Raw genomic sequence first — 24,564 nt, forward strand, 5'->3', positions numbered from 1 at the left:
TAGTTACTTCGATGCAAGATCAATATCTGCTTGCATCGACAAACCGACGCGCAATGGATACTCTGCAAGTTCTTTAGGATCAAGGCTGATACGGACGGGTAGACGCTGTACCACTTTAATCCAGTTACCTGTGGCATTTTGCGCAGGAATCAAGGCAAATGCTGCTCCTGTACCGCCTGAGAAACCTTGTACCGTACCGTGGTAAACCACGTCATCACCATATAAGTCAGAGCGTAAAGTGACTTTCTGCCCTGTTTTAACTTTTGCCAATTGGCTTTCTTTGTAGTTGGCATCGACATACAGTGCAGAGACAGGAACCACCGACATCATCACGGTTCCTGGTGCAACCCGCTGTCCGATCTGAATATTACGGCGTGCGATTACACCATCGACAGGCGCACGAATCACTGTACGTTCTAAATCCAGTACGGCCTGCTCCACATGTGCTTTTGCGACTAAAACATCTGGGGTAGATGCTTCATTGACACCTTGAATCAAGGCTTCATTGGCAGCCAACGTACTTTCAGCCGCTTTACGGCTTGAGGTCGCTTGTGCCAAGCCTGCTTGAGCTAAATCCAGACTGGCTTTTGCTGTCGAAACCGCACTTTGTGCCTTGCTTAATTCTTCTTTAGAAATTGCACCCGATGCAGCCAGTTCATTACGACGATTCAACTCCAGTGCAGCACGATCATAATCGGCTTGTGCCTTGGTCACTTGCGCCTGCGCACTGGTGATTTCATCATTCCGCACCACCACTTGTGAGTTTAATGAGCTGCTATTGGCTTGGCTTTGTTTATATTGGCGTTGTGCTTTAGCAAGTTCTGCCTGCGCCTGTGCCAATTGAATCTTGGCATCACGTTCATCAATACGCACCAACACATCGCCTTGTTTGACCTGTTGGGTCTCTTTAACCAATACCTCAGCCACTTGCCCACTGACCATTGAGGTGATTTGTGCAGTTTCTGCACCCACATAAGCATTGTCTGTACTAACCGAATGATTAAAGAATAACGCCCAAATACCATACAGAATTGCAGCGAGAATGAGAATGAGTGCGAAAAATCCAAGGAATTTTTTACGTTTTGCTTTCATTGCATCATCTGATGCCGAATCTGAAGCAGCATCCTGCTGGTTGGCTTGAGCGTCAGTCATAAGTTATTCCTGAAAATTAAAGAGATTTTTAACTTTTGGTTTAATCAGCCGATCAGTTTAAGTTTAAAAACTTAACTGAATGTTAAAAAAACCCAAAATGAAAAATAAGAACAAAAACCATTTCGCATTTTAACGATAAAAAATCATATGACGAGATTAAAAAAAATAACTGATGCGTTCAATTCTTATAAATTGATATTTTAATGATAATAAGAAACTTAAAGTTTGGGTTCTAAGCAAGTGATCTTCGTCATCTCCTCAGACACCACAATGCTTAACATACCTATAAAGCATGAAGATATATGTGGAATAGGCTTGTGTATTTGGCTGGATTTGTTCTAATGAACTCAGGTGGAATATTGATTTTTGCACATCAATTCATTTTTCCATGCGAGAAAAACGCGGTCATTTATGGATCAGAATGGCATTTTTCTTGCTGCTAAAACAACAAACACTTAGCTAGGTGAAAGGACGATGACATCACTCAGCCAAAATATGGATCTTATCCATCATTCCCATCAGGCCGACTTTGCTCAAGACCTGATGTCAATGATCTGTGGTGAGCACCGCTTAGATACCCTGTGTCGAGAAACACTCGATTTTCATTATGACGGGATTCGTTTACCACATAAAAAAATGGCGATCGGAACCATCAGTTATGGCGCAAATGTCGCCATCAATATTGCCAACCTAAAGGCCTATAGCATCAGCCTGCCCTTTCACGGCAAACAAACACTCAGTATCCGTGGTGCAAAATACCAATCCGATGCACAAACTGGTTTGATTGTCTCCAATCAGGACTTACAAGACTTGGTCATCAATCAGGACTGTCAAAAATTTCAGGTGGTCATTCCTGAAAATAGCTTGCAACTGGTGCTGTCCGAACTTCTCAATCAACCAATTGAAGAAGCCATCGTATTTAACCCTGAAATTTCCTTGTCGATGACTGGCTTGATGCAAGCATGGTGGCACAATATTGAAAATTTCTTGCAGTTAAAATCGCATTATGCCGACTTTTCTGGCTTGCCCATGTTTTCCGAAGACTACGAAAATTTTGTGATTAAAGCCCTGCTGCTGTCTCAGGAGAATAATTATTCTGCTGCGCTACATGAACGCTGTAACCGAGCTGAACCTGCCTATCTGCGTAAAGTAAAAAACTTTATCATTCAGCATGCCCATGAAGCCCTCAATGCCGAAAGCTTACACACCTTGGCAGGTGTGTCTAAATCCAAACTCTATGAAGAATTTCAGCAGCATTATGGTCTGAGTCCAATGGCCTATCTGCGTAAATATCGCCTACAGCAAATCTATAAAATATTGAGCAATGCCGCCAAGCATCAAAAAATTTCCATCTCTAAACTGGCCTATGATTGGGGCTTTAATCATCTCAGCCGTTTCGCGCAGGAATATAAGGATGAATTTGGGGAAAAACCAAGTGAAACCCGAAATAAACATGAGTGAACACTCTTAAATATAAAAAAGCCCAGTCAACATACTGGGCTTTTTCCATTAACTGGTGCTTAACACTGGATTAGCTTTATTGTTCTGACGCATGGCTTTTAAACTCAAGGTAATGAAAGCAATCAAGGTCGGCAAAGCCAACAGATAGAAAATTCCGCCAAGACTGATCTCATAAGTAAAAATATAAGAACCGAAGAATGCCCCAAAGATGGCGCCGACGCGACCAATACCATGCATCCATGACACGCCTACCGCACGACACTGCGATGGATAAAATAAAGCGGCCAAAGGCAATAGAGACGATTGCGCCCCTGTCAGCAATGCCCCTATCAGGAAAATACTGATGCCAAGCAGTAAGATACTGGAACTAACGAAGCCCGCAACGATAAACATGATAAATGCAGTCAGGTAAGCATATTTAATCACCAGAGTTGGATTCAGTTTATCCATATACCAGCCCATGATAATGGCCCCGATCACCCCACCAAAAGGGAATATTGCAGCAATTAAACTAAACTGTTGTGTGCTAAAGCCTGCGGTTTTTAAAATAGTCGGCATCCAGCTGGTTAGCAAATAGAACACCAAGAGACTCATAAAACAGCACAGCCATAACATCACTGAACCCCATAGATATTTACCTAAAACTGTTTTGACCGGGCTTTCACTGTGGTCTACATCAAGGTGCGGCAACTCGATTTTGACCGTATCAGCAAAAGCATGACCTTGAATCTTTGCCAGAATCTGTTGTGCTTTGGCTTGCTGCTCTCGTTTGATCAGATAAGGCACTGATTCAGGTAATTTCAGCAATAAAGCCACCACGAGGAACAAGGGAATAATGCCACCTAAAATCACCACTTTGGCCCAACCCAGATTTTCCAGTAAATAAGCAGACAACAGACCGCCACAGGAAATTCCCAACATAAATCCACAACCCGCCAAACCAGTCAGAAAGGCTTTACGTTTCGCAGGCATATATTCTGAAACAATCGTACTGATATTTGGCATCGCCGCACCCAAACCCACGCCGGTAATAAAGCGGTAAATCATCAAGTCCTGCGTGGAAGAAGCAAAACCACATAAGATGGTAAATATGGAAAATAATAAAGTGGTGAACACGATCACCCCTTTACGCCCAAACCGATCTGCCAATGGTCCTGAAATAATTGCACCGATCGACATCCCCACCAGCGCTGCACTGAGTACGGGTGCCAATTCAGGTTTACTGATGCCCCAATCATCCAGTAAGGCAGGTGCGATAAAACCAATAATTCCAGTATCTAAACCATCACAAAAAAACACCAAGAAACCTAGTGCAAAGACCAGCCATTGTAGTGGCGATAAGCGGTCACGATTGATTACGGTATTAACATCAACTGTCTTCATCTTTATTCCCTTAAAAGCAAATTCTGTTAAAACTTCTGTTGGTTAGATAAATAAAAAAGCTTGAATAAATCTCTCCTTCAGAGTCGTCTGATTGCATACATCCGATATTTTTAATGTTGAGGATGATGTTTTTGATGAATGAAAAAAGGGATGGTCATTACGATGTTCCACCCCTCTTCGATTAAGCATCGAGTGCAATACGTGCACTGTTGCTTTGTAAAAACTTCTCGCTATAGAGACGGTAATTACTTAATGCTTGCTCATCCAGCCAGCATTTGACCGCTTCGATCATCGGCGGTGGCCCGCATAAATACATATCAAAAGCTTGTTCCGCGAGTTGATCACGATTCAGGTGCTGATGGATATAACCTGTTTTGCCTGTCCACGTCTCTGAAGATTGGGTGACGATAGGTTGATAGTTAAAATGCGGCATCCGTTCTGCATAGGCCTGTAACCGCGATTGCTCGCATAAGTCGGCTGCCTGATTGACCCCGTAATACAACTGAATTGCGGGTGCATCGACTTGCTCGGCAATATTGTCCAGCATACCTAAAAAAGCAGATAGACCTGTGCCGCCTGCAATAAACACCAGCGGTCGCTCTACTTCACGTAAATAGAAACTGCCCAAAGGTGCTTCCATCATGATGGTTTGCCCCACTTGGCAACGTTCACGTAAATAATTACTCATGATCCCATCAGGCAATAAGCGAATTAAAAATTGCAGTTGATTGTCAGGATTGGGTCGATTGGCAAAGGAATAAGAACGCCAATCTTCTGTCTCAGGGATTTGCAAACGGGCATATTGACCGGGTAGAAACTCAAGTTGCTTGGCAGATGAACTGGCATCGACATGCAGGATGGCGGTGCTCTCTGACACCAGTTCAAGCTTGGTCACTTTGCTGGCAATTTTTAAAGTTTCACCTGCATGGCACATCTCGGAGTTATGATCAAAATAAAAGGCAGCATTGGATTTGACCCGCGTTTGGCAAGCCAGCATTTTACGCTCAGCCAAATCACGTTCACTCAGCGCATCTTCATCGACATATTCCTGTTCATAAATGCCAGTTTCACATTGGCCCTGACAGGTTCCGCACACGCCCTCACGGCAATCCAAGGGTAAATTGATACCCTGACGAATGGCTGCATTCAGCAGTAACTCATCCTCTTGGACTGAAATAAAAAAGGTTTTTCCATCGGCAAAATTAAGCGCAACTGAATGTCCCATCATGATGCTCCCTTAAACATGATAAAAATCTAAGACCGAATCAATTTTGTCATTTAGCAAAATCGTGTGCTGACGGCGGATACGGAATCCTTCCGCCGTAGGTCTTAACAGATAAGTGGCATGTCCATAGAAACAACCTTCCAGTCCTTGACGGTTATATAAAGTGCTCCAACCGACTCTGGCTTCAATCAAACCCTCTGGTAGGGTTTTAACCTGTACATTTTGAATGCTGTGCTGCGTACGAGGTAATGGCGTGGCTGATGCTGCTTTGCCCGTACGAATACGGAATACGCGGTCTTCCAGACCTGAGCGATCGGCATAATAAATATAAGACAAGCCCTGATTCGGATCTTCGACATAACGATGATCATCAATCCATTGCGGAATGTGATATTCGCTATCTTCATCATACAATTCCAGATAGGCATCCCAATCATAACGATCACACAGTTCAGACTTCTGATATAAAAATTGTGAAACGGCAAAATGTAATTCAGCAGTCATGGCTTAGACCTCCTCTGTCACAGTATCTAACTGGTAGGTAATATCCTGCATTTTTAAGGCTTTGCGATTTAAGCCATCCAGCATTAAGCGTTGCCATTGACCATGTTGATTGACATATAGGCCTTCATGCGTCAGTTCACTGCCCGTGATCACAGGTTGAATCCCCAGATCCTGTGCATTTTGCGTCAACTCATAGCACCATTTATGCTGTCCACGAGAAATATCACTCCAGCGTTCCAAACGTGCTTGGAAACCTTTTTGCTGTTCACGGAACTCCACCAGATCATCAGGCGTACCTAAGCCAGAGACATTGAAGAAGTCTTCAAACTGGCGAATGCGGTTACGACGTGCCTCGGTCGACTCGCCTTTTACTGCCAGACATTGGCTAATCACTTCAGTTTTATTCCATGCCACAGGACGGACAATCCGTAGTTGAGAACTGATCTGATCCATAAAGAACAAGCTTGGGTAGAGGTTTAGGTTTCTGAGACGATGCATCGCCCATTCCGCACGCTTGGCACCATATTTTTCCAGCAGATAAGGCATCACCGTGTCATAGCCAGGACGCACGGCTGGATTTGGCATCTCACTGAATAGAACACTATGACCGTTTTTAAAACTGAACCAGCCATCATCGGTTTGGTTATCACCCGCACCTAATTTGCTGTAATCCAAGGTATCCAGATCATCGCCCTTGGCTGCATTGACCTGTTGGCGATGTTGTACGGTTGAGACATAGTTATAGTGCACGGTACTGACGTGATAGCCATCCAGACCATTTTCATTTTGCAGCTTCCAGTTTCCTGCAAAGGTATAAGCAGACTTGCCTTGCAGGACTTCCAACTCACCAGTTGGCGACTGTTCCACCATTAAATCGAGGAATACTTTGGCATCCCCCAAAAAGTCTTCAAGGGTATCTGTTGCTTGTGTGTCCAGACTGACAAAAACAAAGCCACGATAACTAGCAATTCGTCCTTGTTTGAGACCACGACTCGATTTATCAAAATCTTCACAATATTCAGCAGGTGCTTTGACCTTGACCAGACGACCATCTGATTTATAGCACCACGCATGGAACGGACAGGTAAAGGTAGATTGATTGCCTTTGGCCACACGGGTTAAGGTCGCACCACGATGTTCACAGGCATTGACCATGGCATGTAATTGACCTTGACCATCACGGCTAATAATCAGCGGTTGGCGTCCAATCTGAACCGTTAAAAAATCATGATTGTTGCGAATTTCACTTTCGTGACAGGCGTAGATCCAAACTTTTTCAAAGATCAATTCCATTTCCAAATCGAAAAGTTCAGCCTCTGTGAACATCTCGCGTGTAATACGGAATACGCCATCGTTCGGGCGAAAATCCAAACATCCTGTGATGAAATCTTGCCATTCTGCAATATTACGTGTTGTCATTTTTATATCCTCCAATCAATAAAAATCTTTTCTTGATTGAAGCGTGATTTAGTTCTTGGCTCTATCCACTTTTTCCAGATCTCTATCCAGTTTCTGAATAATTTTAGTGACACTGCCGAGCAACGCTTATTTGAGAATAACGTTTAAAAGCCAATCTAAGAGTGAAGTGCAGGATAAATGAGAATCATCGAGCGAAGATTAATCGAGTATGCACAATTAATTCTTAATGGCGCGAGTGGCTAGAAAAGTTGGCATAAATTGATCAAGTAGAAAGCGAGGATTTGGTTGATCATCTTCAAAAAAGCTCTGAAGCAGAAAGCCTACGGCCAGTTGCCCTTGAATTAAATCCGTTAGGCTATGTCCAAACACCACTGCTTCACCACGTTGTAGCTTAGCATTGAGCGCATCTGTACTCAGATCCTTAAGATCAGAATATGGCAATTTATAAATAGGCCGAATCAATCCTTGTTTGGCGTATTCAGGGTCACGGTCTCCAATAAAAACTGCAGGGTTATAAAAACTAGCAAGCAGTGCACCTTGAGGTTTTAATATCCGAAAGCATTCTTTCCACACGGCATTAACATCAGAGACATATAGATTTGAGATAGGGTGAAATACCAGATCAAATTCAGCTGCTCGAAATATCTGTAAATCAGACATATCACCCTGTACCGTGTTGAGCGTTAGCCCTTCTCGCTCAGCCACCATTCGGTCTTGCTGTAACTGTTGATCGGACAGATCAAACACCGTGACGTTGGCTCCTGCCGCAGCTAACACAGGCGCTTGCTGCCCACCAGCAGAAGCTAAACAAAGAATATTTTTCCCAACAATATCGCCCAACCATGCCTTTGGAACGGGTTGGGGTGTGAGATGTACATCCCAATCACCATGACGTGCTGCGGTAATCAGTTCATGACTGACAGGACGTGACCACGGTAGCTGTTCTTGCGCCTGCTTATCCCAAGCTGCTCGGTTATGCTCGAGAAAATCAAAATGCTGCGTTGAATGAGGCACAACAACTCCTTTTTATTGCTGAATCACATGTATTCGTTAGGATAGAAATACGATATCAACACGAAAAAAGGAAGCGGTGTTCAGGACAGAAGCTGCTGCCTAAAAGACAGTTGAGCTTGTGCCATCTAAATTAATAGGCATATGAGGCAATTGCGGTTGCAATCGCTTTCTCTTCATCATTAACCATGGTCATCCGCATGGTGCAACCTTTACGACCTAGACGTAAGGTTTCCGCACGAGCAATAAAGAATTTTCCCCGCCCAGGTGCAAGGTAATCCACCCGCATATCCACCGTCGCTAAACGCGATACTTTCTTAATGGTATCGGGTAAATCTTCTGGTGTGGCACGGCGATAAAGCTGTTCCATCGCAACGACACCACCAATACTGTCCAGAATCGTGGCCGCCACACCACCATGTAGAATCTGGAATGCCACATTCCCGACCAATTCTGGCTGCATCTCCACATAGGCTTCTATCTGATCATCGACCACTCGCATGACCATGCCACTGTAGTTAAAAAATGGACAGGCATTGAATGCCTTACACAGCTGTTTCAACACCACTTGGTGATCTGCTTTTGTACCTAGCTGAATATTGCCAGTCCAGTTTCTCTTTACATCATTCATACGCGGCCTACACTCAATGGAAAGAAGAACTTTCCATTATTTTGCACAAATCTAAAAATATGGGGCTACAATAGCGGGGTTCTGTAATTGAGCAACACAGCTAAGCTCTCCCTAGCGTGACTTAATACCTCAATTATTCCTATAGTGTAATACTGAACATCGAGATTGTTATGACTTATACGTTCAATCGTCCAGCTTTTCCTGCGACTCGCATGCGCCGTATCCGTAAAAATGACCAACTTCGTGCCATGGTCAGCGAAACTCATTTAACGGCAGATCACTTGATTTATCCAGTGTTTGTACTACCAGGACAACAACAAACCCAAGACATTCCAAGCATGCCCAATGTGCAACGTTTGTCGGCTGATTTATTACTTAAAAAAGCAGAAACCCTGCTTGAACTCGGGGTTTCGAAACTTGCTTTATTCCCTGTCACACCACAACACGATAAAAGCTTAACGGCAGAAGCCGCTTGGGATGACAATGGCCTAGTTCAAGCCACCTGCCGTCTGCTCAAAAAAGAATTACCAGAAATGGTACTGATTACCGATGGTGCATTGGACCCTTATACCACACATGGTCAAGATGGTATTATTGATGACACGGGTTATGTACTGAATGATGAAACCGTGGAATGCCTAGTGAAACAGGCACTCAGTCATGCTGCGGCTGGTGCAGACGTAATTGCGCCAAGTGACATGATGGATGGTCGTATCGGTGCGATTCGCCAAGCACTTGAGCAAAACGATTTTATCTACACCAACATCATGGCGTACTCTGCAAAATATGCCTCTAGCTTTTACGGCCCTTTCCGTGATGCAGTCGGTTCTGCTAGCAATCTAAAAGGCGGCAATAAATACAATTACCAAATGGATATTGGCAACCGTGCTGAAGCCCTGCATGAAATTGCGCTGGATCTGCAAGAAGGTGCGGATATGGTGATTGTTAAACCAGGTATGCCTTATCTAGATGTGGTTCGTGAAGTTAAAGATACCTTCGGTGTCCCAACGTTTATTTATCAAGTCAGTGGTGAATACGCCATGCTTGCAGGTGCGATTCAAAACGGTTGGCTCTCTGACAACGTGATTCTAGAATCATTGATGTGTTGCCGTCGTGCAGGTGCAGATGGGATCTGGACCTATTTTGCAGAAGATGCAGCACGTAAATTAAAAGAGATGAAATAGAAGTTATATTTCATCTATCCGAAAATGATAGTATCTACTCCAGAGTCTTGTTGAGCTCTCATCCCTTTTCTGGATTAGCCTTCGGCTCGACCTACTTTTCTTTCGGGAAAAGTAGGCAAAACCATTGTCATTCGCAAAACCTGAGGTACGAATCGCAGAGATTAATAATCTCTGCCGTACCGCAAGGCAAAAGCTAGGCTTTAGCATAAACTACGCACTCCGTTTGTCTTGCACTACGCTAAAGCTATAACCGCTTTAGCTTGCTCAGGTTGCGAATGACGTCTTCCGTGTAGCAAATTTCAAGATACGTTTTATCTTAGAAACCACTTAAATTAAAGTTATGCATATTGCCATCATTGGTGCGGGTATTAGCGGCTTAATGTCAGCATTGGAACTTGCTGAACAAGGCTGCTCTGTCGATATTTTTGACCAACAACTTGCAGGTCAAGCAGCCTCATGGGCGGGTGGAGGTATCCTTTCCCCCATGTATCCTTGGCGTTATGCGCCCGAAGTCAATCAGCTGGCGCAATACGGAAAGTCACTCTATCAGACATGGAATGAGAAGCTCCTTCCCGTCACTGGCATTGATTTTCAAATCCACGATACGGGCATGCTGATTTTCGATCAGGAAGATTTTGAAATTGGTTTGAATTATGCCACGCGACATCAAGAGCCGATGCAACACTGTGAACTGCTCAATCGCCCCAAACTCGAAAAGATTAATCCCTATATTTCCCAACAATTCCAACAAGCTATTTATTTCCCACACCTGTCCAATGTTCGTAATCCACGTTTATTACAATCATTAATTTGCTATTTAAAACAACATCCCGCTGTTCGTTTCTTTGAGCATTGCCCTGTAGAAAAGTTAATGATTCAAAATAAGAAAGTACTCGGAATTGAAACTGAAGAGGGTCAGAAATTTAGCGCAGATCATGTCGTGATTACCTCGGGTGCTTGGAGTCAACAATGGCAGCAACAAATCCAATGCAATATCCCTGTACATCCTGTACAAGGGCAAATGCTGTTATTTAAAACCCCTGAAAACTGGCTACCAACCATGTGCATGAATCAAGTGATGTATCTGATTCCACGCCAAGATGGTCATATCGTCTGTGGTTCAAGCATGGCAGATACAGGCTTTAGCACCGCGGTGGATGCAAACACCCAACAGGATATTCTCAACGCTTGTTTAGAGATGGTGCCTGAATTAGCGCAATTCCCGATTGTAAAACACTGGGCGGGTTTACGCCCGAGTTCTCCACAAGGTATTCCCTATATCGGCACAATGCCTGAGTTAGAAAATCTCTGGGCCAATTTTGGACATTTCCGCAATGGCCTATGCATGGGCTCAGGTTCAGCACGTTTGCTGCGCCAACTCATTTTAGGACAAGAGACACTGGTCGATCCAAATGCTTATTCTCCTCTGCGCTTAAAGCGACAGGATTTAATTTCTTGCTAGAATTGCAGTTAAAGCCACATTTAAATCAGGATATTGGAATTGAAAGCCCTGTTCCAACAGAGCCTTCGGAATCACATATTGACCATTTAAAATAAGTTGTGCTTGCTCGCCAAGCATCGATGTAAATACACACTTAGGCATTCGCATAAAAGGTTTGCGCTTTAAAATGTGAGCAGCCGTTTGAGCAAATTGTTGTTGATTGATTTGTTCAGGTGCAACTAGGTTATACACCTTTTGACTGTGATGGGATTGCAGCAAAAAAACCATGGCATTCAGTACATCTTGGATATGAATCCACACCACAGGTTGTTGTCCCGAACCAATTTTTGCAACCGCATTCAATCGAATCGGTAACAACATTTGTGGTAAAATCCCACCCTGCCCAAAAACCACACCCAAACGAATGATCTTGGTATTTTGTTGGCTAAATTTTAAAGTGGCTTGCTCCCACTTTTGGCAAAGTTCAGACATAAAAATCGCTTGCGGTGCTGTATTTTCATCACAAACCAACTTCCACTGTTCTTGTGGATCAATACCATAATAACCAATCGCAGACCCAGAAATAATGCATTTCGGAAAAATTTGCCGTTGTTCCAACCATTGATACAGTTGTTCGGTCATTGCAACACGGCTGTGTATTAATTGCTGCTTACGCTGTTCAGTCCAGCGTTTTGCGCCAATATTTTCACCCGCCAGATTAATTACATAATCAATCTGTTGCGTTTCTATTTGATCAAGATCATTCACCCAACGCAGGTCTGAATGCTGAGAAACTAAATTCTGTTGTCGGGTCAGTGCAATGATTTGAAATTGTCGTTCCAATAAAAAAGGCAACAAATGAGAGCCAATAAAGCCACTTGCGCCTGTGATTAAAACTGTCTGTTTTTGCATCCCACTCTCATCCCGCTTGATATTGATCCAGCTCCATATCTAAGTCTTAGCAGAATAAAAGTAGATTACAAGTGAACTTTATTCGACTAGCTAAACATTTTATTGGCCATTCTTTGTGCTTGCGGCCCATAGAACCAATAGGTAATTAAGAAGAGCGGCACGGCGATCACAAACCACATTGCTAAAATACTAAGCAGAAATGCAGGTTGTTTTAGATATAACAAGAAGTTTTGCCAAACTTCGGGATCTTTACGTGCAAAAATAAACAGCCCTAACAATAAGCCACAGACATTGTATCCCCAAAAGATCAGACTAAATCCAATGCTTAAACGTTTCCTTTCCTGTGGCGTCGGTGCACGGCGCTGTTTCTTCAAAAATTTGAATAAAATAACAATGATCGCAATTAAATAAGGAATCGCAGTCAACACGCCCCCAATACTATTGGGTAAAATAGCTGCCAGTACACCGACCAACAAGGTCGCAGTAAAACAAATTATAAAAAACCAGATATAGTACAAACGCAATGAAATCATAAAGATAAACCTAATTAGACTGGCTTTAGAAAATAATTATAAATTTTTTTCACTTTTTTTTCATTTTTATGTCAACCAATCCTCAACCAGTGTCGTTATATAAGGTATAAGGTCGCAGCAACCGATTGGACATTGCACGGCATCCGCGATGTTTTCGGTGACCTTTCATTATGACTCTCCATCTTTAACAGTGGTTGTGTTAGCAGCCAGAACCATTGAAAAAGATTTTGACCGACGATTTATCATCACTCGAATCGTCGGTTTTTATTTGCCTGAAATTTGGGGTTGGTCAGGTATTGGCTACATACATTTTGATCAGCCCACCCTCATCTTCTGTCACCGTGGTTAAAAATGTCCAACCACACTTTTCATAGAAATCATCTAAGTCCGTCACTAGATAGAGCTTTTCAATGCCTAATGTTTTCATCTCCATTCGGGCAAAATCCAACAACTGTCTGGCGATATTTTGCTTTCGATAAGCCTCATCAACAAATAAAGCACACAGGTTTGGGCTCAGGTCTTTGCGCTCATGGAAGTCATTATCGATCACCCCAGTGCCAGCAATGATGTGCTGATGTTCATTCAGAATTACATACCATTGTGGAATTCCTTCTGGCTGCTCTATCGAAGTTTGTATGCTGTCTCGATAGGCCTCAATCGGAATCCCCCATTGATTCGAAAACCATATGGCAGCCTGTTCTCGCAATTCAGGATGATTCGCTAATTTAATAATCTTCATCAATACAGGATTAACCTCTTATACTTTACTCAAATGTATTCAATGCGATTTTATGATCAAACCGCAAAACGCGCATCTGCTTACATAAATCTCTCGATCTTCAATTCCATATCTCTTTAGAATAATTCTACGACTATAAAAATTAAGGACAGATGGAATGAACAACATTATTTATTTTGAAATTCAGTCATCAGCTCCTCAACGTGATATTCACTTTTACCAATCCGTATTTGGCTGGAAATTTGAAAAAGTAGAAGGCCTGCCCATTGAATATTATCGTATCGCAACAACAGGAATTCATGGCGGTTTATTACAACGTCCTGTAGCAGCACCAGCAACAGGGTGTGGAACCAATGCCTTTACCTGTAGTGTAGAGGTGGCAAATTTCGATGAAACTGCAGCTAAAATTTTAAGTTTAGGTGGGCTTATCGCCATGGAAAAATTTGCGATACCGAACCGCTGCTGGCAAGGCTATTTCATCGACCTCGATCATAATACCTTTGGGATTTGTGAAATCGATGAACAGGCGCAATAACTTGCTAAATTCAAGTTAAATTTAAATGATTACCGCCCCTTAAACTGCGGTGGGCGTTTTTCCATCATGGCTCGAACGCCTTCTTGAGCATCTTCAGATACAAACAGCGGCATTAAATAATTGTTCATTTTTTCAAATGCAACTGTTTGCCCTTCCACGACTGCATCAGTTGCAGAAGCCAATAACGCCTGTACAGCCAATGGTGCAGAAACACAGATTTCTTTGGCAATTTCCAAGGCCCGTTCAAGTTGTTGCCCTGACGCCACCACCTCCGAGACGAGATTCAGCTCATATGCCGTTTTGCTATTAAAGGTCTTCCCCGTCAATAAATAAGGCATGGCCTTTTGCCAACCTGCAGCCTGCACGAAACGCACCGTTGCACCGCCAAAAGGCATAATCCCACGTTGCACTTCAAGCTGACCAAAGACCGTATTTTCGCTGGCAATCACCACATCGGCATTCAGCATTAACTCTACCCCAGCGGTATAGCAGATCCCTTGTACAGCCACCACCACAGGTTTAGTCCGATGTCGACCGCCTGTTCCCCACGGATTCAATTGATCCGCTGCAAAATTAAAAATGCCTTGTGAAATTTTAGACTGTAATTCAACCAAATCTAAACCCGCAGTAAAATGATCACCATGCGCAAATATCACAGCACAGCGTAATTCAGCATTGTTTTCATATTCGGTTAAAGCAAGGGATAAATCCTGAATCATATGGCTATCAAAAGCATTGCGCTTTGCGACTCGATCCAAGCCAATCAACATGATGTGATCAATAATTTCGCGGCTTACTTGACCTAAGCTCATTTTATATTCCTCATTGTTAAAATAATGGCATTGAGATCAAACTAGAGCATCGCTTAAAAATGATCAAGCAGCATCTTGTAGTGCTTTTCTGCTGAGTAAGACTCTCCCTTCCCTCTGAATACGTGCTACCTTATTCTGGTTTATTTTATTTTTAGATTCATTTATGACTGTGCGTTTTTTTCATACGTCTGACTGGCATTTGGGGCAGTTTTTTTATAATCATTCCCGCCACTACGAACATGAACAATTTCTGGCATGGTTACTTGAGCAAATCAAAGCAAAACAACCGCATGCCTTATTGATTGCAGGCGATATTTTTGATGTGATCAACCCCAGCTCACAGGCACAAAAACAACTGTATCAATTCCTTGCCGATGCACATAAGCTTGCCCCACAGATGCAAACCTTGATGATTGCAGGCAATCACGACTCGGGTTATCGCATTGAACAAGTAGAGCCATTATTAGAAAAATATAATGCCAAAACCGTTGGGGTGATTCGCTGGAATCAAGATAAAAGCCTCGATTTAGAACGTTTAATTTTGCCGATTTATGATGAGCAAAAACAGATTGTGGCGTGGTGTATTGCCCTGCCATTCTTACGATCAGCCGAAATTACAGGCTTTAATGAACACACCACCAACAGTCAAAATGCGATTGCTTATTTACATCAACAGTTAATCGAAGAAGCCAAACGCCGTAAAACCGATGATCAAGCCTTAATTCTAATGTCACATGCGCATATGCAAGGCGGAGAAACCTCGGACTCAGAACGACCGATTATTATTGGCAATGAAGAAGCACTGTCTACAGCACTGTTCGATGACAGCATTGATTATGTGGCACTGGGGCATTTACATAAACCACAAAAGGTACAGCATCCGCATATTCGTTATAGTGGTTCACCAATTCCCCTATCATTTAGTGAAATCAACTATAAACATCAAGTGGTTGAAGTCAGCATTGATCCTAAAAAAAATGAAGATGCGTTTAGCTTTGAAACGTTGCCAATACCCCGAAGTATTCAACTACATAAAATTAAAGATGAACTCAGTGTAGTCATGCAACTTCTGCGCAATCTACCAAATGAACCGATCGAAAATATCGAGCACCGTGAATATGTCGATATCGAATATCACACCACGACGCCCCCACAACTCAATTTACGACAACAATTTGAAGATGCCTTGCCCAAAGATCGTTATCGACTGGTGCGCATTTCCAGACAATATCTCTCCAATGAAAGCAATGCAGAGTGCAAGCAAAGTATTAGTTTAGAACCACCGACACCCGAAAAACTATTTCAGCAAATTTGGGAGAAAAAAGGCTATCACGCCGATGATGAAGTCACTCAAGACTTTATGAGTTTGGTCGCAGAAGCACAAAAGCAACTTGAAGATGATCAGACTGTTTAAGGACCTGCCATGAAAATTTTATCAATTCGACTGAAAAATTTGGCATCTCTGGCAGATGAGCATTTTATTGATTTTGAAACTGAGCCTTTGGCCAGTGCGGGACTGATCGCCATTGTTGGAAAAACCGGCGCAGGTAAATCCACCATTTTAGATGCCATGTGTCTGGCCTTATTTAATAAAATTCCCCGTCTCAAAGAAAGTGATGGCAAACTGTTAGATGTCGATGGTTCTGAACTGCTGACCAACTCCCCTTTAACGGTTCTACGTCGCGGCACAGGCCATGGTTTTGCCGAACTGTGTTTTGTGGCGCAAGACCAGAAACATTACCTCGCACGTTGGGAAATTAAACGTGCCCGTGAAAATGCCAGTGGCAAACTACAAAGTGTACAACGTTCACTCAAATGTCTGACCGATGGCGTGGTGATTGCAGATAAAACCAAAGCAGTTGAAGCGCATATTCAACAAATTACCCAACTGAGTTTTGAGCAATTTACTCGTGCGGTACTGTTGGCGCAGTCCGAAGTGACCGCATTTTTAAAGGCACGCGATAATGAACGTGGAGAATTACTTGAATATCTGACCAACTCCAGTATTTTTGCCAAAATTGGACAACTGGCTTTTGAAAAGACCCGTGAAATCAGTAACCAGCGCAAGCAACTCGAAAATGTGCTCGGTCATATTGAAATTCGTTCAGATGAAGAAATTGCCGAATTACAGGCTCAATTCCAGCAGGTACAGCAACAGGTTCAGCAGTTGGAAGCCGACAAAGTTCAGCTTAATCAACAGCAACAATGGTTTGAGCAGCGACAGAAACTTCAAACTGAAATCACACTGAAACAACAACAGCATGACATTCAAATTCAAGCACATCAGGCTTTAGCAGCAGATCGCAGTCGGCTCAGCCAACTCGAAACCTTCTCAGGCATTCGTCCTGTTGTATTCCAGCAACAACAGCTGGAAAAAGCGCTGCAACAGCTTGAACCGCAGATTCAATACAAGCAGCAGCGATTTACAGCTGTAAGCACCCAATTTGAGCAAGAAAAAGCAGCTTATACGCAGGCTGAAACGGCCTTACAGCAATTTCAAAGCTTTGAACAAAACCATCAGCATGAACTCACTCAAGTGCGTAAATATGTACAGGAACGTGAATATATTGCTGATGAATATAAGAAAACCAAAGTCCGCTTAAACCAAAACGAAGCGCAACAGCAACCATTGCTTGAGCAACAGCAGCAATTTGAACAAAGTCGCCATAGCCTATCCATACAACAACAAAGTTGCTCTGAACAGCTGCAACAGAGCGCACAATTCTCCGCTTTAGATAAAGGCTTGAATGCACATCTGCAGCAACTCAAGCAATTTATTCAGCAATACCAAAAAGTCGAACAGAATTTAGGTTCGATTCAACAGGCTCAGTCCAAGCTTGAACAAGATCAGATCGTATTGAATGAGCTCATTCAAAAATTTGGCACACCACAACAGATTGAAAACCAAATTGAGCAGAAACAAAAACTCAGAGAGCAACAACAGGCTCGACTAAATCAACTGGATATCATTCAACAAAAATTGCAGCATTATTTTGAACTTAAAAAAGAATGTGATGAACTAAGTCATCAGCTCAGTAGCACACAGCTACAACACCAGCAGCTTGAACAACAACTACAAACCAGCCAAGGTGAATTCCAGTCTGCCAAAACTGAACGGGAAAAATTACAGCAAATATTGCAACAACAACGTTTATTGCATGCTGAAAATATCGAACATCTGCGTGCTGAACTCAAACATGGTGAAGCTTGTCTGGTCTGTGGCAGCACCGAACACCCTTATCGTGATGATGCCGGTCAGCTCTCCAAAGCCTTGTATGAGCTACAACAACAGCAAGAGCAACAGGCTATTCAACAAGAGCAACTATGCTTTCAGCATTGGCAAAACACACAGCAGCAATTTACCCAAATTCGTACCGAACTGACTCAATTGCAATCTGCCATGCAACAAGCGGATGATAAATTCAAACTGCAACATCTGGAGTTAGTCAAACATGCAGCACAGTTCGACGTCTCCTTAGATTTAACTCAGCCGCATGTGGAAATGGCTAAAGCTCAACAGCAATGCATCAATGAGACAACCCAGTTCAAACAGCAGATCGAACTTGAGTTACAGCAATTGCATCAGGCCAATAAAGACCACTATCACCTGAACCAAACCATTCAAAATATCCGCTATCAACTGGAAAGCGTACAGCAGTCACAACAACAGATTCAGCATATTATAGATTGCCTGAGTAGCGATGAACAAAACCTATGGCAGCAACAGACCTTAGCCTACTCACAACAGCTTGAGCAGCGTTTACAACAACGTGCCCAACAGCTTGAACAAGCTGAAACACTCAGCAAACAACAAGACCAACTCGAACAGCAACTGAATTTATTAAAGTCCAATTTAGTTGGTTTACTGACTCAACATACCGAGTTTAACCAACAACTCAAAGACATCGAGATTAAAGGCAAACACAATACCGAGTCAGCACATCAATTGATTGTAGCGATGACAGGTTTAACCGAACTTAAAGCCAATGAATGGTTAAATCAGCATGATCAACAGCGTCAGCAACTCCAAAATCAATATCAGCAGATCAAGCAAGGTTTTGAACAGGCTCGTCTAAGCTTTGAACAGCAAAAAAATGAACTGCAACAGCTCAAGGCTCAACAACAGCAGCAGCTAGCTAGCCTTGCCCAATCCAAAACCGAAACTCGAGCATGGCTCAGCCAGCATCCTGAGTTTGAAGAACATCTATTCGCAGATTTACTTGCCATTCGTGCTGAGCAAGAACAGCAGATTCGAACATCGCTACACAATGCAGAGCGCTCACTTAATGAAGCCGCCTCCGCACTAAAAACACTGCAACAGCAATTAGATGCTCATCAGCAACAACAGCCGCCAATTGAACAGACTCAGTTGCTTGAGCACATCCATCTCAATCATGAGAACTTACAGCAGCAAGCTGAACAACGCGATCAGTTCAAACTAAAATTGGAACTCCATCAACAAAATGTTGCCAAGCAAAAACAATTTGCAGATCAAATCCAGCAGATTCAGCAACAGGAACATCGCTGGAATAAAATTTCCAGTTTGATTGGTGATTCTAAAGGTAAAGATTTCCGTGATTTGGCCCAGCAATATAATTTGGATATTCTGCTTGAATATGCCAATCAACAACTCAGCATGTTGTCACAGCGTTATACCTTAAAGCGTTTAGAGAACTCCCTCAGTCTTGCCATTATTGACCATGATATGGATGGAGAAACCCGTTCAGTGGCTTCACTGTCTGGTGGTGAGTCTTTCCTGACTGCCCTTGCGATTTCCTTGGCAATTGCCAATATGGCTTCAGGTTCTATGAAAATCGAATCACTGTTTATTGATGAAGGCTTTGGGACGCTGGATGCTTCTTCGTTGCATATGGTGATGAATGCTCTAGATCAATTACAAAGCCAAGGTCGTAAAGTCGTATTGATCTCACATATTCAAGAAATGCATGAGCGTATTCCTGTGCAGATTCAGGTGCAACCGATTGGCTCAGGTTCGAGTCGAATTGAAGTGGTGGGGTGATTAATATTCAATGGCTTCATAATTTTGCAAAAATCACTCCCAATAGATATCACTAACTTACAATTAAATTGGAGAATTATTTCTTGCAAACACAATAATTGATTAATATTTCGACACAATTTCTTTCTTTGCAGTAATAAATTCATTATTTAAAAATTAAATTTTGAATTAAAATAAGTTGATCTTCCACAAAAATATTAACCAAGATAGATATATACTTATACTGGAAATTACCATGAAAAAAAATATTCCAATTCAGATAAAAAAAGTAAAAATTAGTATATTAATAACTCTTCTAGTAGTACCTATTATTACCCCATATAAGCAAACCAGAGCTGGAGTTATTTGTCAAAATAGTCTTTATACGACATCTAATGGCATGGATTCTATGGCCTGTGGCTTATTTAGTCATGCACAAAAAGACAATAGTATTGCTATCGGAAATAATAATATTGCAAGTGGGAATAATCTTGAAACAAATGTGAATAATGAATCATTTTTTTTAGGATCACAAGCATTTGGTCAACAAAATATTGCTAGTGGCGAGGCTAGTTCTGCATTTGGTTTAGTCAATCAAGCTTCTGGATACTCTAGTATTGCATTCGGTTCTTTTAACAAAGCATCTGGATGGACTAGCAACGCTTTAGGATATAAGAATATTGCATCAGGTTCTCAAAGTACTTCTATTGGTTTTTATAACCAATCTTTAGCTGAAAGAAGCTCTACTTTAGGTTTCGAAAATATTGCCAGTGGGTTAACAACTGCAGCCATGGGAAATATAAACACTGCTTCTATGATTTTTAGCAGTGCCCTAGGTAATAATAACAATGCCTCAAACTTTGGAAGTCTGGCATTAGGTAATGGCTATCAAGCAATTCGTAGAGATAAGATAAATGCAAACACAATAATTATAGATGGTGTTATTGAGTTAGTAACTAGTATAGATAATATTAACTTAAATCTTTCAAATGTGTTTCCAGATAATATTGTATCAATTAATGGGAACACATCATTAACAAATACTGAAAAGAAAATTTTTCTTGATTATTTCAAAAACTCTGGAATGAAGAATAATGCATCAGGCATGGTAAGCAGTTCAGTTGGTATTATGAATCAATCATCTGGAGCTGGAAGTACTACCATTGGATTTTATAATAAATCACTTGCTGAAAACAGCCATGTTTTAGGAAGTTATAGTCAAGCTATTGCAAATAATTCTACTGCCATTGGTTATAACTCATTAGCTGATGAAGAAAATACTATTTCAGTGGGCCGTTTAGGTGCAGAAAAACGTATCACAAATATTGCAGCAGCCGTTAAAGATACCGATGCAGTAAATTATAGCCAGCTAAAGAATGCTGGAATAAATTTAACCAATGCTTTAGGTGGTGGCGCAAATTTTACAACTAATCAATTTAACACTCCAACATATATTATCCAAGATTCCAACTATAATAATGTTGGTAATGCCTTTACGGCGGTTGATAGCAAACTTACTAATTTACAAACTCAAATAAATAGCCTTCCCTCTAATGGGGCAGCTGGTAAAAGCGCTTATCTAATTGCTAAAGATGAGGGCTTCAATGGAACACAAATAGAATGGCTAGCTTCGCTTCGAGGAGAAACAGGTAAAAATGCTTTCGATCTTGCTGTTGAAAATGGATATACAGGTACTGAAAAAGAATGGATTTCTGCACTTAGTCAGCAGAAAAACCTATATTTCCAAATCCAATCCAATACAACTGAAACAGAACTCCCCGCTCAAGCTTTGGGTAAAAATGCAATTGCCATTGGTACTAATACAAATGCCCATGGCGAGCAGTCTATTAGTATAGGTTCTAAAAACAAAGTTACAGGTAATTACTCAGGTTCTATTGGTGACCTCAACCTAGTATCAGGTCATTCAAATTATGCTATTGGTAATAACAATATTATTATAGGTAATGACACTATTGTTCTCGGACATGATGTTTCAACTACAGCAAACAATGCTGTCATCTTAGGCAATGGGTCTAGCTCTGAACGGGATAATACGGTTTCAATAGGTTCTCCAACTCAGGAACGCCAAATCATTCATGTTGCTGCTGGAATAGCTGAATCCGATGCGGTTAATCTAAGACAAATGAAAGATACAAATGCAAAAAGCTTACAAGATGCTAAAACATATGCTGAACAAGGTGATCAATATATGCTAAAACAAGCAAAAGAATATACAAATCAGCGTTTAACGTCATTAAATCATAATTTTTCTGAGTTCAAGCAAGATTCACAAGCAGCCCTTGCATCAGCTCTTGCAATTGCATCTTTACCTCAACCCACTCAAGCTGGTTATAGTATGATGAGTATGGGAGTCGGAACTTGGGAAGGTCAGCAAGGATATGCATTGGGTCTTAGCGGTATTACCGAAAATAATAAATTTATATTCAAAGCTGCAGGAACAGCGAATACACAAGGTAGTGTTGGAGGAGGAATGGCTATTGGTTGGCAATGGAAATAAACAATTGACAATAGTATTTATTCCACCATTATAAGCCAATATTAATTACATTATTTTCTACAAAACTATTGATCTAAATTACTTATAACATATATTTAAAAATCAAAACTTTACATTGTAAAAAACACCAAACAATTAATTAACAATCATGCAATTTCCGGAAAGAATAAATTTTTAAACAATTAAAATTTATTCTTTATATAAACAAAAAAATCGTTAAATATTATTAAGCTAGACTGAATAATCACGTGCTCCGAATAATGCAGTTCCTACCCTGACCATGGTTGAACCTGCCGCAATCGCAGCGTCCAGATCAGCGGACATGCCCATACTCAAGGTATCCCAGTGTTGCGGTTGCGCATGTTGAGCTTTCACTTGCTCAAATAGCACTTTAGCATCAGCAAATGCAGCATGATTTTCGGGTGCAGGAATCACCATCAAACCACGTAAGCGGATATTTGGAAGCTGGCTGATGTGCTGAACCAGCTCAGCAACCTCAGTTGGTTGGCAACCATCTTTAGAATCCTGCCCATCAATATTCACTTGCAGACAAATATTCAAGGGTTGTAGAGTATCTAAACGCTGACTGGATAAACGCTCAGCGATGATCAAACGATCAACTCCATGCACCCAGTCAAATTTTTCCGCCAGATGCTTGGTTTTATTACGTTGTACATGACCAATAAAATGCCATTCAATTTCTAAGTCTTGTAGTTCTTCAATTTTTTCTAGTGCTTCTTGCAAATAGTTTTCACCAAAACAGCGCTGCCCAACTGCATACATTTCGCGAATGCTGGCACTGGGATGTGTCTTGGAAACAGCTAACAACTGCACTGTTGCAGGATCACGTTGAACACGCTGACAAGCTAGTTCTATTTGATTTAAAACAGATTGGCGGGATTGTTGCGATTGATTCATTGACACAGTTCTCATTTACGAAATCTTTTTTTGCTTTCCATTCTTTAAGGTGTTGGTAAGCCCGAATGAAAGCCTTATATTATTCTACAAAATAATGAGACATTTTAGTTTGTTTCGGGGAAATTATGGATATTACAGAACTACTCGCCTTTTCGGTCAAAAACGGTGCTTCAGATTTACACCTTTCAGCGGGTATGCCTCCTATGATTCGTGTGGATGGTGAAGTTCGCCGTATTAACTTACCAGCACTTGAACATAAAGATGTACATCGCTTGGTGTACGACATTATGAATGATAAACAACGTCGTGACTTTGAAGAAGATTTAGAAACGGACTTCTCATTTGAAGTGCCGAATATTGCTCGTTTCCGTGTCAATGCATTTAACCAGAACCGTGGTGCAGGTGCAGTGTTCCGTACCATTCCATCTAAAGTGTTGACCATGGAAGATTTGGGCTTAGGTTCAATTTTCAAAGAAATCTGTGATTATCCACGTGGAATCGTACTGGTTACAGGTCCAACAGGTTCGGGTAAATCAACCACCCTTGCAGCGATGATCGACTATATTAACGAAAACCGTTATGACCATATTTTAACCGTCGAAGATCCAATTGAATTTGTACACCAATCGAAAAAATGTTTGATTAACCAACGTGAAGTGCATCGTGATACCCACGGCTTTAATGCAGCACTACGCTCAGCACTGCGTGAAGACCCTGACATTATCCTAGTCGGTGAGATGCGTGACTTAGAAACCATCCGCTTGGCGTTGACCGCTGCGGAAACGGGTCACTTGGTGTTTGGTACACTGCATACCACTTCTGCAGCAAAAACCATTGACCGTGTCATCGACGTCTTCCCTGCAGAAGAAAAAGACATGGTTCGTGCCATGCTGTCTGAATCTCTACAGGCCGTCATTTCTCAAACACTACTGAAAAAGAATGGTGGTGGTCGTGTTGCTGCACATGAAATCATGATCGGGATTCCTGCGATTCGTAACCTTGTACGTGAAAACAAAGTCGCACAAATGTATTCTGCGATCCAAACAGGTGCAAACTACGGTATGACTACACTGGATCAAAGTCTGAAAACGCTGGTGTCTAAAGGTATTATTAGCCCGCAAACAGCACGTACTGCTGCAAAACAACCTGAGTCATTCCTATAAAAATAAATGGATTAGAGAAATATC

At 41.8% G+C, this 24,564-nt stretch carries 20 protein-coding genes; 8 read left to right on the forward strand and 12 right to left on the reverse strand.

Translation table 11 applies throughout. The features are described from left to right. Positions 1-3: 3 nt before the first annotated feature. Positions 4-1,152 (reverse strand): HlyD family efflux transporter periplasmic adaptor subunit, encoded by a 1,149-nt coding sequence (locus tag A7P55_RS21860; RefSeq protein WP_171553795.1) that lies wholly within the window; start codon positions 1,150-1,152, stop codon positions 4-6. Positions 1,153-1,626: 474 nt separating this feature from the next. Between A7P55_RS21860 and A7P55_RS21865 the strand changes: the two genes are divergently transcribed. After that, positions 1,627-2,613 carry an AraC family transcriptional regulator gene (locus A7P55_RS21865; RefSeq protein WP_016541933.1) on the forward strand — a complete coding sequence of 329 codons (987 nt, stop codon included), beginning with the start codon at positions 1,627-1,629 and terminating at the stop codon, positions 2,611-2,613. 48 nt (positions 2,614-2,661) lie between these two features. Here A7P55_RS21865 and A7P55_RS21870 read toward each other — a convergent pair whose 3' ends face one another. The 6 genes from A7P55_RS21870 to A7P55_RS21895 form a co-directional block, all read right to left on the reverse strand. After that, entirely contained in the window at positions 2,662-3,996 is a 1,335-nt protein-coding gene (locus A7P55_RS21870) for an MFS transporter (RefSeq protein WP_171553796.1), read from the reverse strand. A gap of 181 nt (positions 3,997-4,177) precedes the next feature. Then, complete coding sequence (gene antC, locus A7P55_RS21875) at positions 4,178-5,227, reverse strand: anthranilate 1,2-dioxygenase electron transfer component AntC (protein ID WP_171553899.1); 1,050 nt, start codon at positions 5,225-5,227, stop codon at positions 4,178-4,180. Between the two features lie 6 nt (positions 5,228-5,233). Beyond that, positions 5,234-5,725, reverse strand: coding sequence for an anthranilate 1,2-dioxygenase small subunit (gene antB / locus A7P55_RS21880; RefSeq protein WP_171553797.1), 492 nt, complete (start codon positions 5,723-5,725; stop codon positions 5,234-5,236). Between the two features lie 3 nt (positions 5,726-5,728). Then, positions 5,729-7,144, reverse strand: coding sequence for an anthranilate 1,2-dioxygenase large subunit (gene antA / locus A7P55_RS21885; RefSeq protein ID WP_171553798.1), 1,416 nt, complete (start codon positions 7,142-7,144; stop codon positions 5,729-5,731). Positions 7,145-7,360: 216 nt separating this feature from the next. Next, the gene (locus A7P55_RS21890) at positions 7,361-8,158 is read right to left on the reverse strand and encodes a methyltransferase domain-containing protein (RefSeq protein ID WP_171553799.1); all 798 of its coding nucleotides are present in this window, start codon (positions 8,156-8,158) and stop codon (positions 7,361-7,363) included. Between the two features lie 130 nt (positions 8,159-8,288). Then, entirely contained in the window at positions 8,289-8,786 is a 498-nt protein-coding gene (locus A7P55_RS21895; protein ID WP_171553800.1) for a thioesterase family protein, read from the reverse strand. Positions 8,787-8,956: 170 nt separating this feature from the next. Between A7P55_RS21895 and hemB the strand changes: the two genes are divergently transcribed. Next, entirely contained in the window at positions 8,957-9,970 is a 1,014-nt protein-coding gene (hemB, locus tag A7P55_RS21900) for a porphobilinogen synthase (protein WP_171553801.1), read from the forward strand. Positions 9,971-10,310: 340 nt separating this feature from the next. Further along, on the forward strand, positions 10,311-11,432 hold the full coding sequence (gene thiO, locus A7P55_RS21905; protein ID WP_171553802.1) for a glycine oxidase ThiO: 1,122 nt from the start codon (positions 10,311-10,313) through the stop codon (positions 11,430-11,432). Here the strand turns inward: thiO and A7P55_RS21910 are convergent. The 3 genes from A7P55_RS21910 to A7P55_RS21920 form a co-directional block, all read right to left on the reverse strand. Continuing rightward, positions 11,418-12,323, reverse strand: coding sequence for a TIGR01777 family oxidoreductase (locus tag A7P55_RS21910; protein WP_171553803.1), 906 nt, complete (start codon positions 12,321-12,323; stop codon positions 11,418-11,420). The genes thiO and A7P55_RS21910 overlap by 15 nt on opposite strands. Before the next feature lie 86 nt (positions 12,324-12,409). Then, complete coding sequence (locus A7P55_RS21915; protein WP_065342660.1) at positions 12,410-12,856, reverse strand: ABZJ_00895 family protein; 447 nt, start codon at positions 12,854-12,856, stop codon at positions 12,410-12,412. 289 nt (positions 12,857-13,145) lie between these two features. Then, positions 13,146-13,595, reverse strand: a complete 450-nt coding sequence (locus A7P55_RS21920) for a GNAT family N-acetyltransferase (protein ID WP_171553804.1) — start codon at positions 13,593-13,595, stop codon at positions 13,146-13,148. A 157-nt stretch (positions 13,596-13,752) separates the two neighbouring features. Here A7P55_RS21920 and A7P55_RS21925 point away from each other — a divergent pair, with 157 nt between their 5' ends. Next, positions 13,753-14,130, forward strand: a complete 378-nt coding sequence (locus A7P55_RS21925; RefSeq protein ID WP_171553805.1) for a VOC family protein — start codon at positions 13,753-13,755, stop codon at positions 14,128-14,130. Between the two features lie 29 nt (positions 14,131-14,159). On the opposite strand, the gene A7P55_RS21930 is transcribed toward A7P55_RS21925, so the two are convergent. After that, entirely contained in the window at positions 14,160-14,942 is a 783-nt protein-coding gene (locus A7P55_RS21930; protein WP_171553806.1) for a crotonase/enoyl-CoA hydratase family protein, read from the reverse strand. 163 nt (positions 14,943-15,105) lie between these two features. Here A7P55_RS21930 and A7P55_RS21935 point away from each other — a divergent pair, with 163 nt between their 5' ends. The 3 genes from A7P55_RS21935 (at position 15,106) to A7P55_RS21945 (ending at position 22,459) form a co-directional block, all read left to right on the forward strand. Continuing rightward, positions 15,106-16,356 (forward strand): exonuclease SbcCD subunit D, encoded by a 1,251-nt coding sequence (locus A7P55_RS21935; protein WP_171553807.1) that lies wholly within the window; start codon positions 15,106-15,108, stop codon positions 16,354-16,356. A gap of 9 nt (positions 16,357-16,365) precedes the next feature. Further along, positions 16,366-19,962, forward strand: a complete 3,597-nt coding sequence (locus A7P55_RS21940) for an AAA family ATPase (RefSeq protein WP_171553808.1) — start codon at positions 16,366-16,368, stop codon at positions 19,960-19,962. Positions 19,963-20,197: 235 nt separating this feature from the next. Continuing rightward, positions 20,198-22,459: a YadA-like family protein gene (locus tag A7P55_RS21945; RefSeq protein WP_171553809.1), complete on the forward strand. Its 2,262-nt coding sequence runs from the start codon at positions 20,198-20,200 to the stop codon at positions 22,457-22,459. Positions 22,460-22,690: 231 nt separating this feature from the next. Here A7P55_RS21945 and A7P55_RS21950 read toward each other — a convergent pair whose 3' ends face one another. After that, positions 22,691-23,377, reverse strand: a complete 687-nt coding sequence (locus tag A7P55_RS21950) for a YggS family pyridoxal phosphate-dependent enzyme (RefSeq protein WP_171553810.1) — start codon at positions 23,375-23,377, stop codon at positions 22,691-22,693. A 125-nt stretch (positions 23,378-23,502) separates the two neighbouring features. On the opposite strand from A7P55_RS21950, the gene A7P55_RS21955 reads away from it, so the two are divergent. Further along, positions 23,503-24,540 (forward strand): type IV pilus twitching motility protein PilT, encoded by a 1,038-nt coding sequence (locus A7P55_RS21955; RefSeq protein WP_171553811.1) that lies wholly within the window; start codon positions 23,503-23,505, stop codon positions 24,538-24,540. The last annotated feature ends 24 nt before the right edge of the window (positions 24,541-24,564 follow it).

The sequence above is a fragment of the Acinetobacter sp. Ac_5812 genome, assembly GCF_013072695.1.
Lineage (GTDB): Bacteria > Pseudomonadota > Gammaproteobacteria > Pseudomonadales > Moraxellaceae > Acinetobacter.

Excerpts from the sequence above, each read along its gene's own strand:
- A7P55_RS21860 (WP_171553795.1), bottom strand. The coding sequence starts at position 1,152 with ATGACTGACGCTCAAGCCAACCAGCAGGATGCTGCTTCAGATTCGGCA.
- A7P55_RS21865 (WP_016541933.1), top strand. The coding sequence starts at position 1,627 with ATGACATCACTCAGCCAAAATATGGATCTTATCCATCATTCCCATCAG.
- A7P55_RS21870 (WP_171553796.1), bottom strand. The coding sequence starts at position 3,996 with ATGAAGACAGTTGATGTTAATACCGTAATCAATCGTGACCGCTTATCG.
- antB (WP_171553797.1), bottom strand. The coding sequence starts at position 5,725 with ATGACTGCTGAATTACATTTTGCCGTTTCACAATTTTTATATCAGAAG.
- antA (WP_171553798.1), bottom strand. The coding sequence starts at position 7,144 with ATGACAACACGTAATATTGCAGAATGGCAAGATTTCATCACAGGATGT.
- A7P55_RS21895 (WP_171553800.1), bottom strand. The coding sequence starts at position 8,786 with ATGAATGATGTAAAGAGAAACTGGACTGGCAATATTCAGCTAGGTACA.
- hemB (WP_171553801.1), top strand. The coding sequence starts at position 8,957 with ATGACTTATACGTTCAATCGTCCAGCTTTTCCTGCGACTCGCATGCGC.
- thiO (WP_171553802.1), top strand. The coding sequence starts at position 10,311 with ATGCATATTGCCATCATTGGTGCGGGTATTAGCGGCTTAATGTCAGCA.
- A7P55_RS21910 (WP_171553803.1), bottom strand. The coding sequence starts at position 12,323 with ATGCAAAAACAGACAGTTTTAATCACAGGCGCAAGTGGCTTTATTGGC.
- A7P55_RS21915 (WP_065342660.1), bottom strand. The coding sequence starts at position 12,856 with ATGATTTCATTGCGTTTGTACTATATCTGGTTTTTTATAATTTGTTTT.
- A7P55_RS21920 (WP_171553804.1), bottom strand. The coding sequence starts at position 13,595 with ATGAAGATTATTAAATTAGCGAATCATCCTGAATTGCGAGAACAGGCT.
- A7P55_RS21925 (WP_171553805.1), top strand. The coding sequence starts at position 13,753 with ATGAACAACATTATTTATTTTGAAATTCAGTCATCAGCTCCTCAACGT.
- A7P55_RS21930 (WP_171553806.1), bottom strand. The coding sequence starts at position 14,942 with ATGAGCTTAGGTCAAGTAAGCCGCGAAATTATTGATCACATCATGTTG.
- A7P55_RS21935 (WP_171553807.1), top strand. The coding sequence starts at position 15,106 with ATGACTGTGCGTTTTTTTCATACGTCTGACTGGCATTTGGGGCAGTTT.
- A7P55_RS21940 (WP_171553808.1), top strand. The coding sequence starts at position 16,366 with ATGAAAATTTTATCAATTCGACTGAAAAATTTGGCATCTCTGGCAGAT.
- A7P55_RS21945 (WP_171553809.1), top strand. The coding sequence starts at position 20,198 with ATGAAAAAAAATATTCCAATTCAGATAAAAAAAGTAAAAATTAGTATA.
- A7P55_RS21950 (WP_171553810.1), bottom strand. The coding sequence starts at position 23,377 with ATGAATCAATCGCAACAATCCCGCCAATCTGTTTTAAATCAAATAGAA.
- A7P55_RS21955 (WP_171553811.1), top strand. The coding sequence starts at position 23,503 with ATGGATATTACAGAACTACTCGCCTTTTCGGTCAAAAACGGTGCTTCA.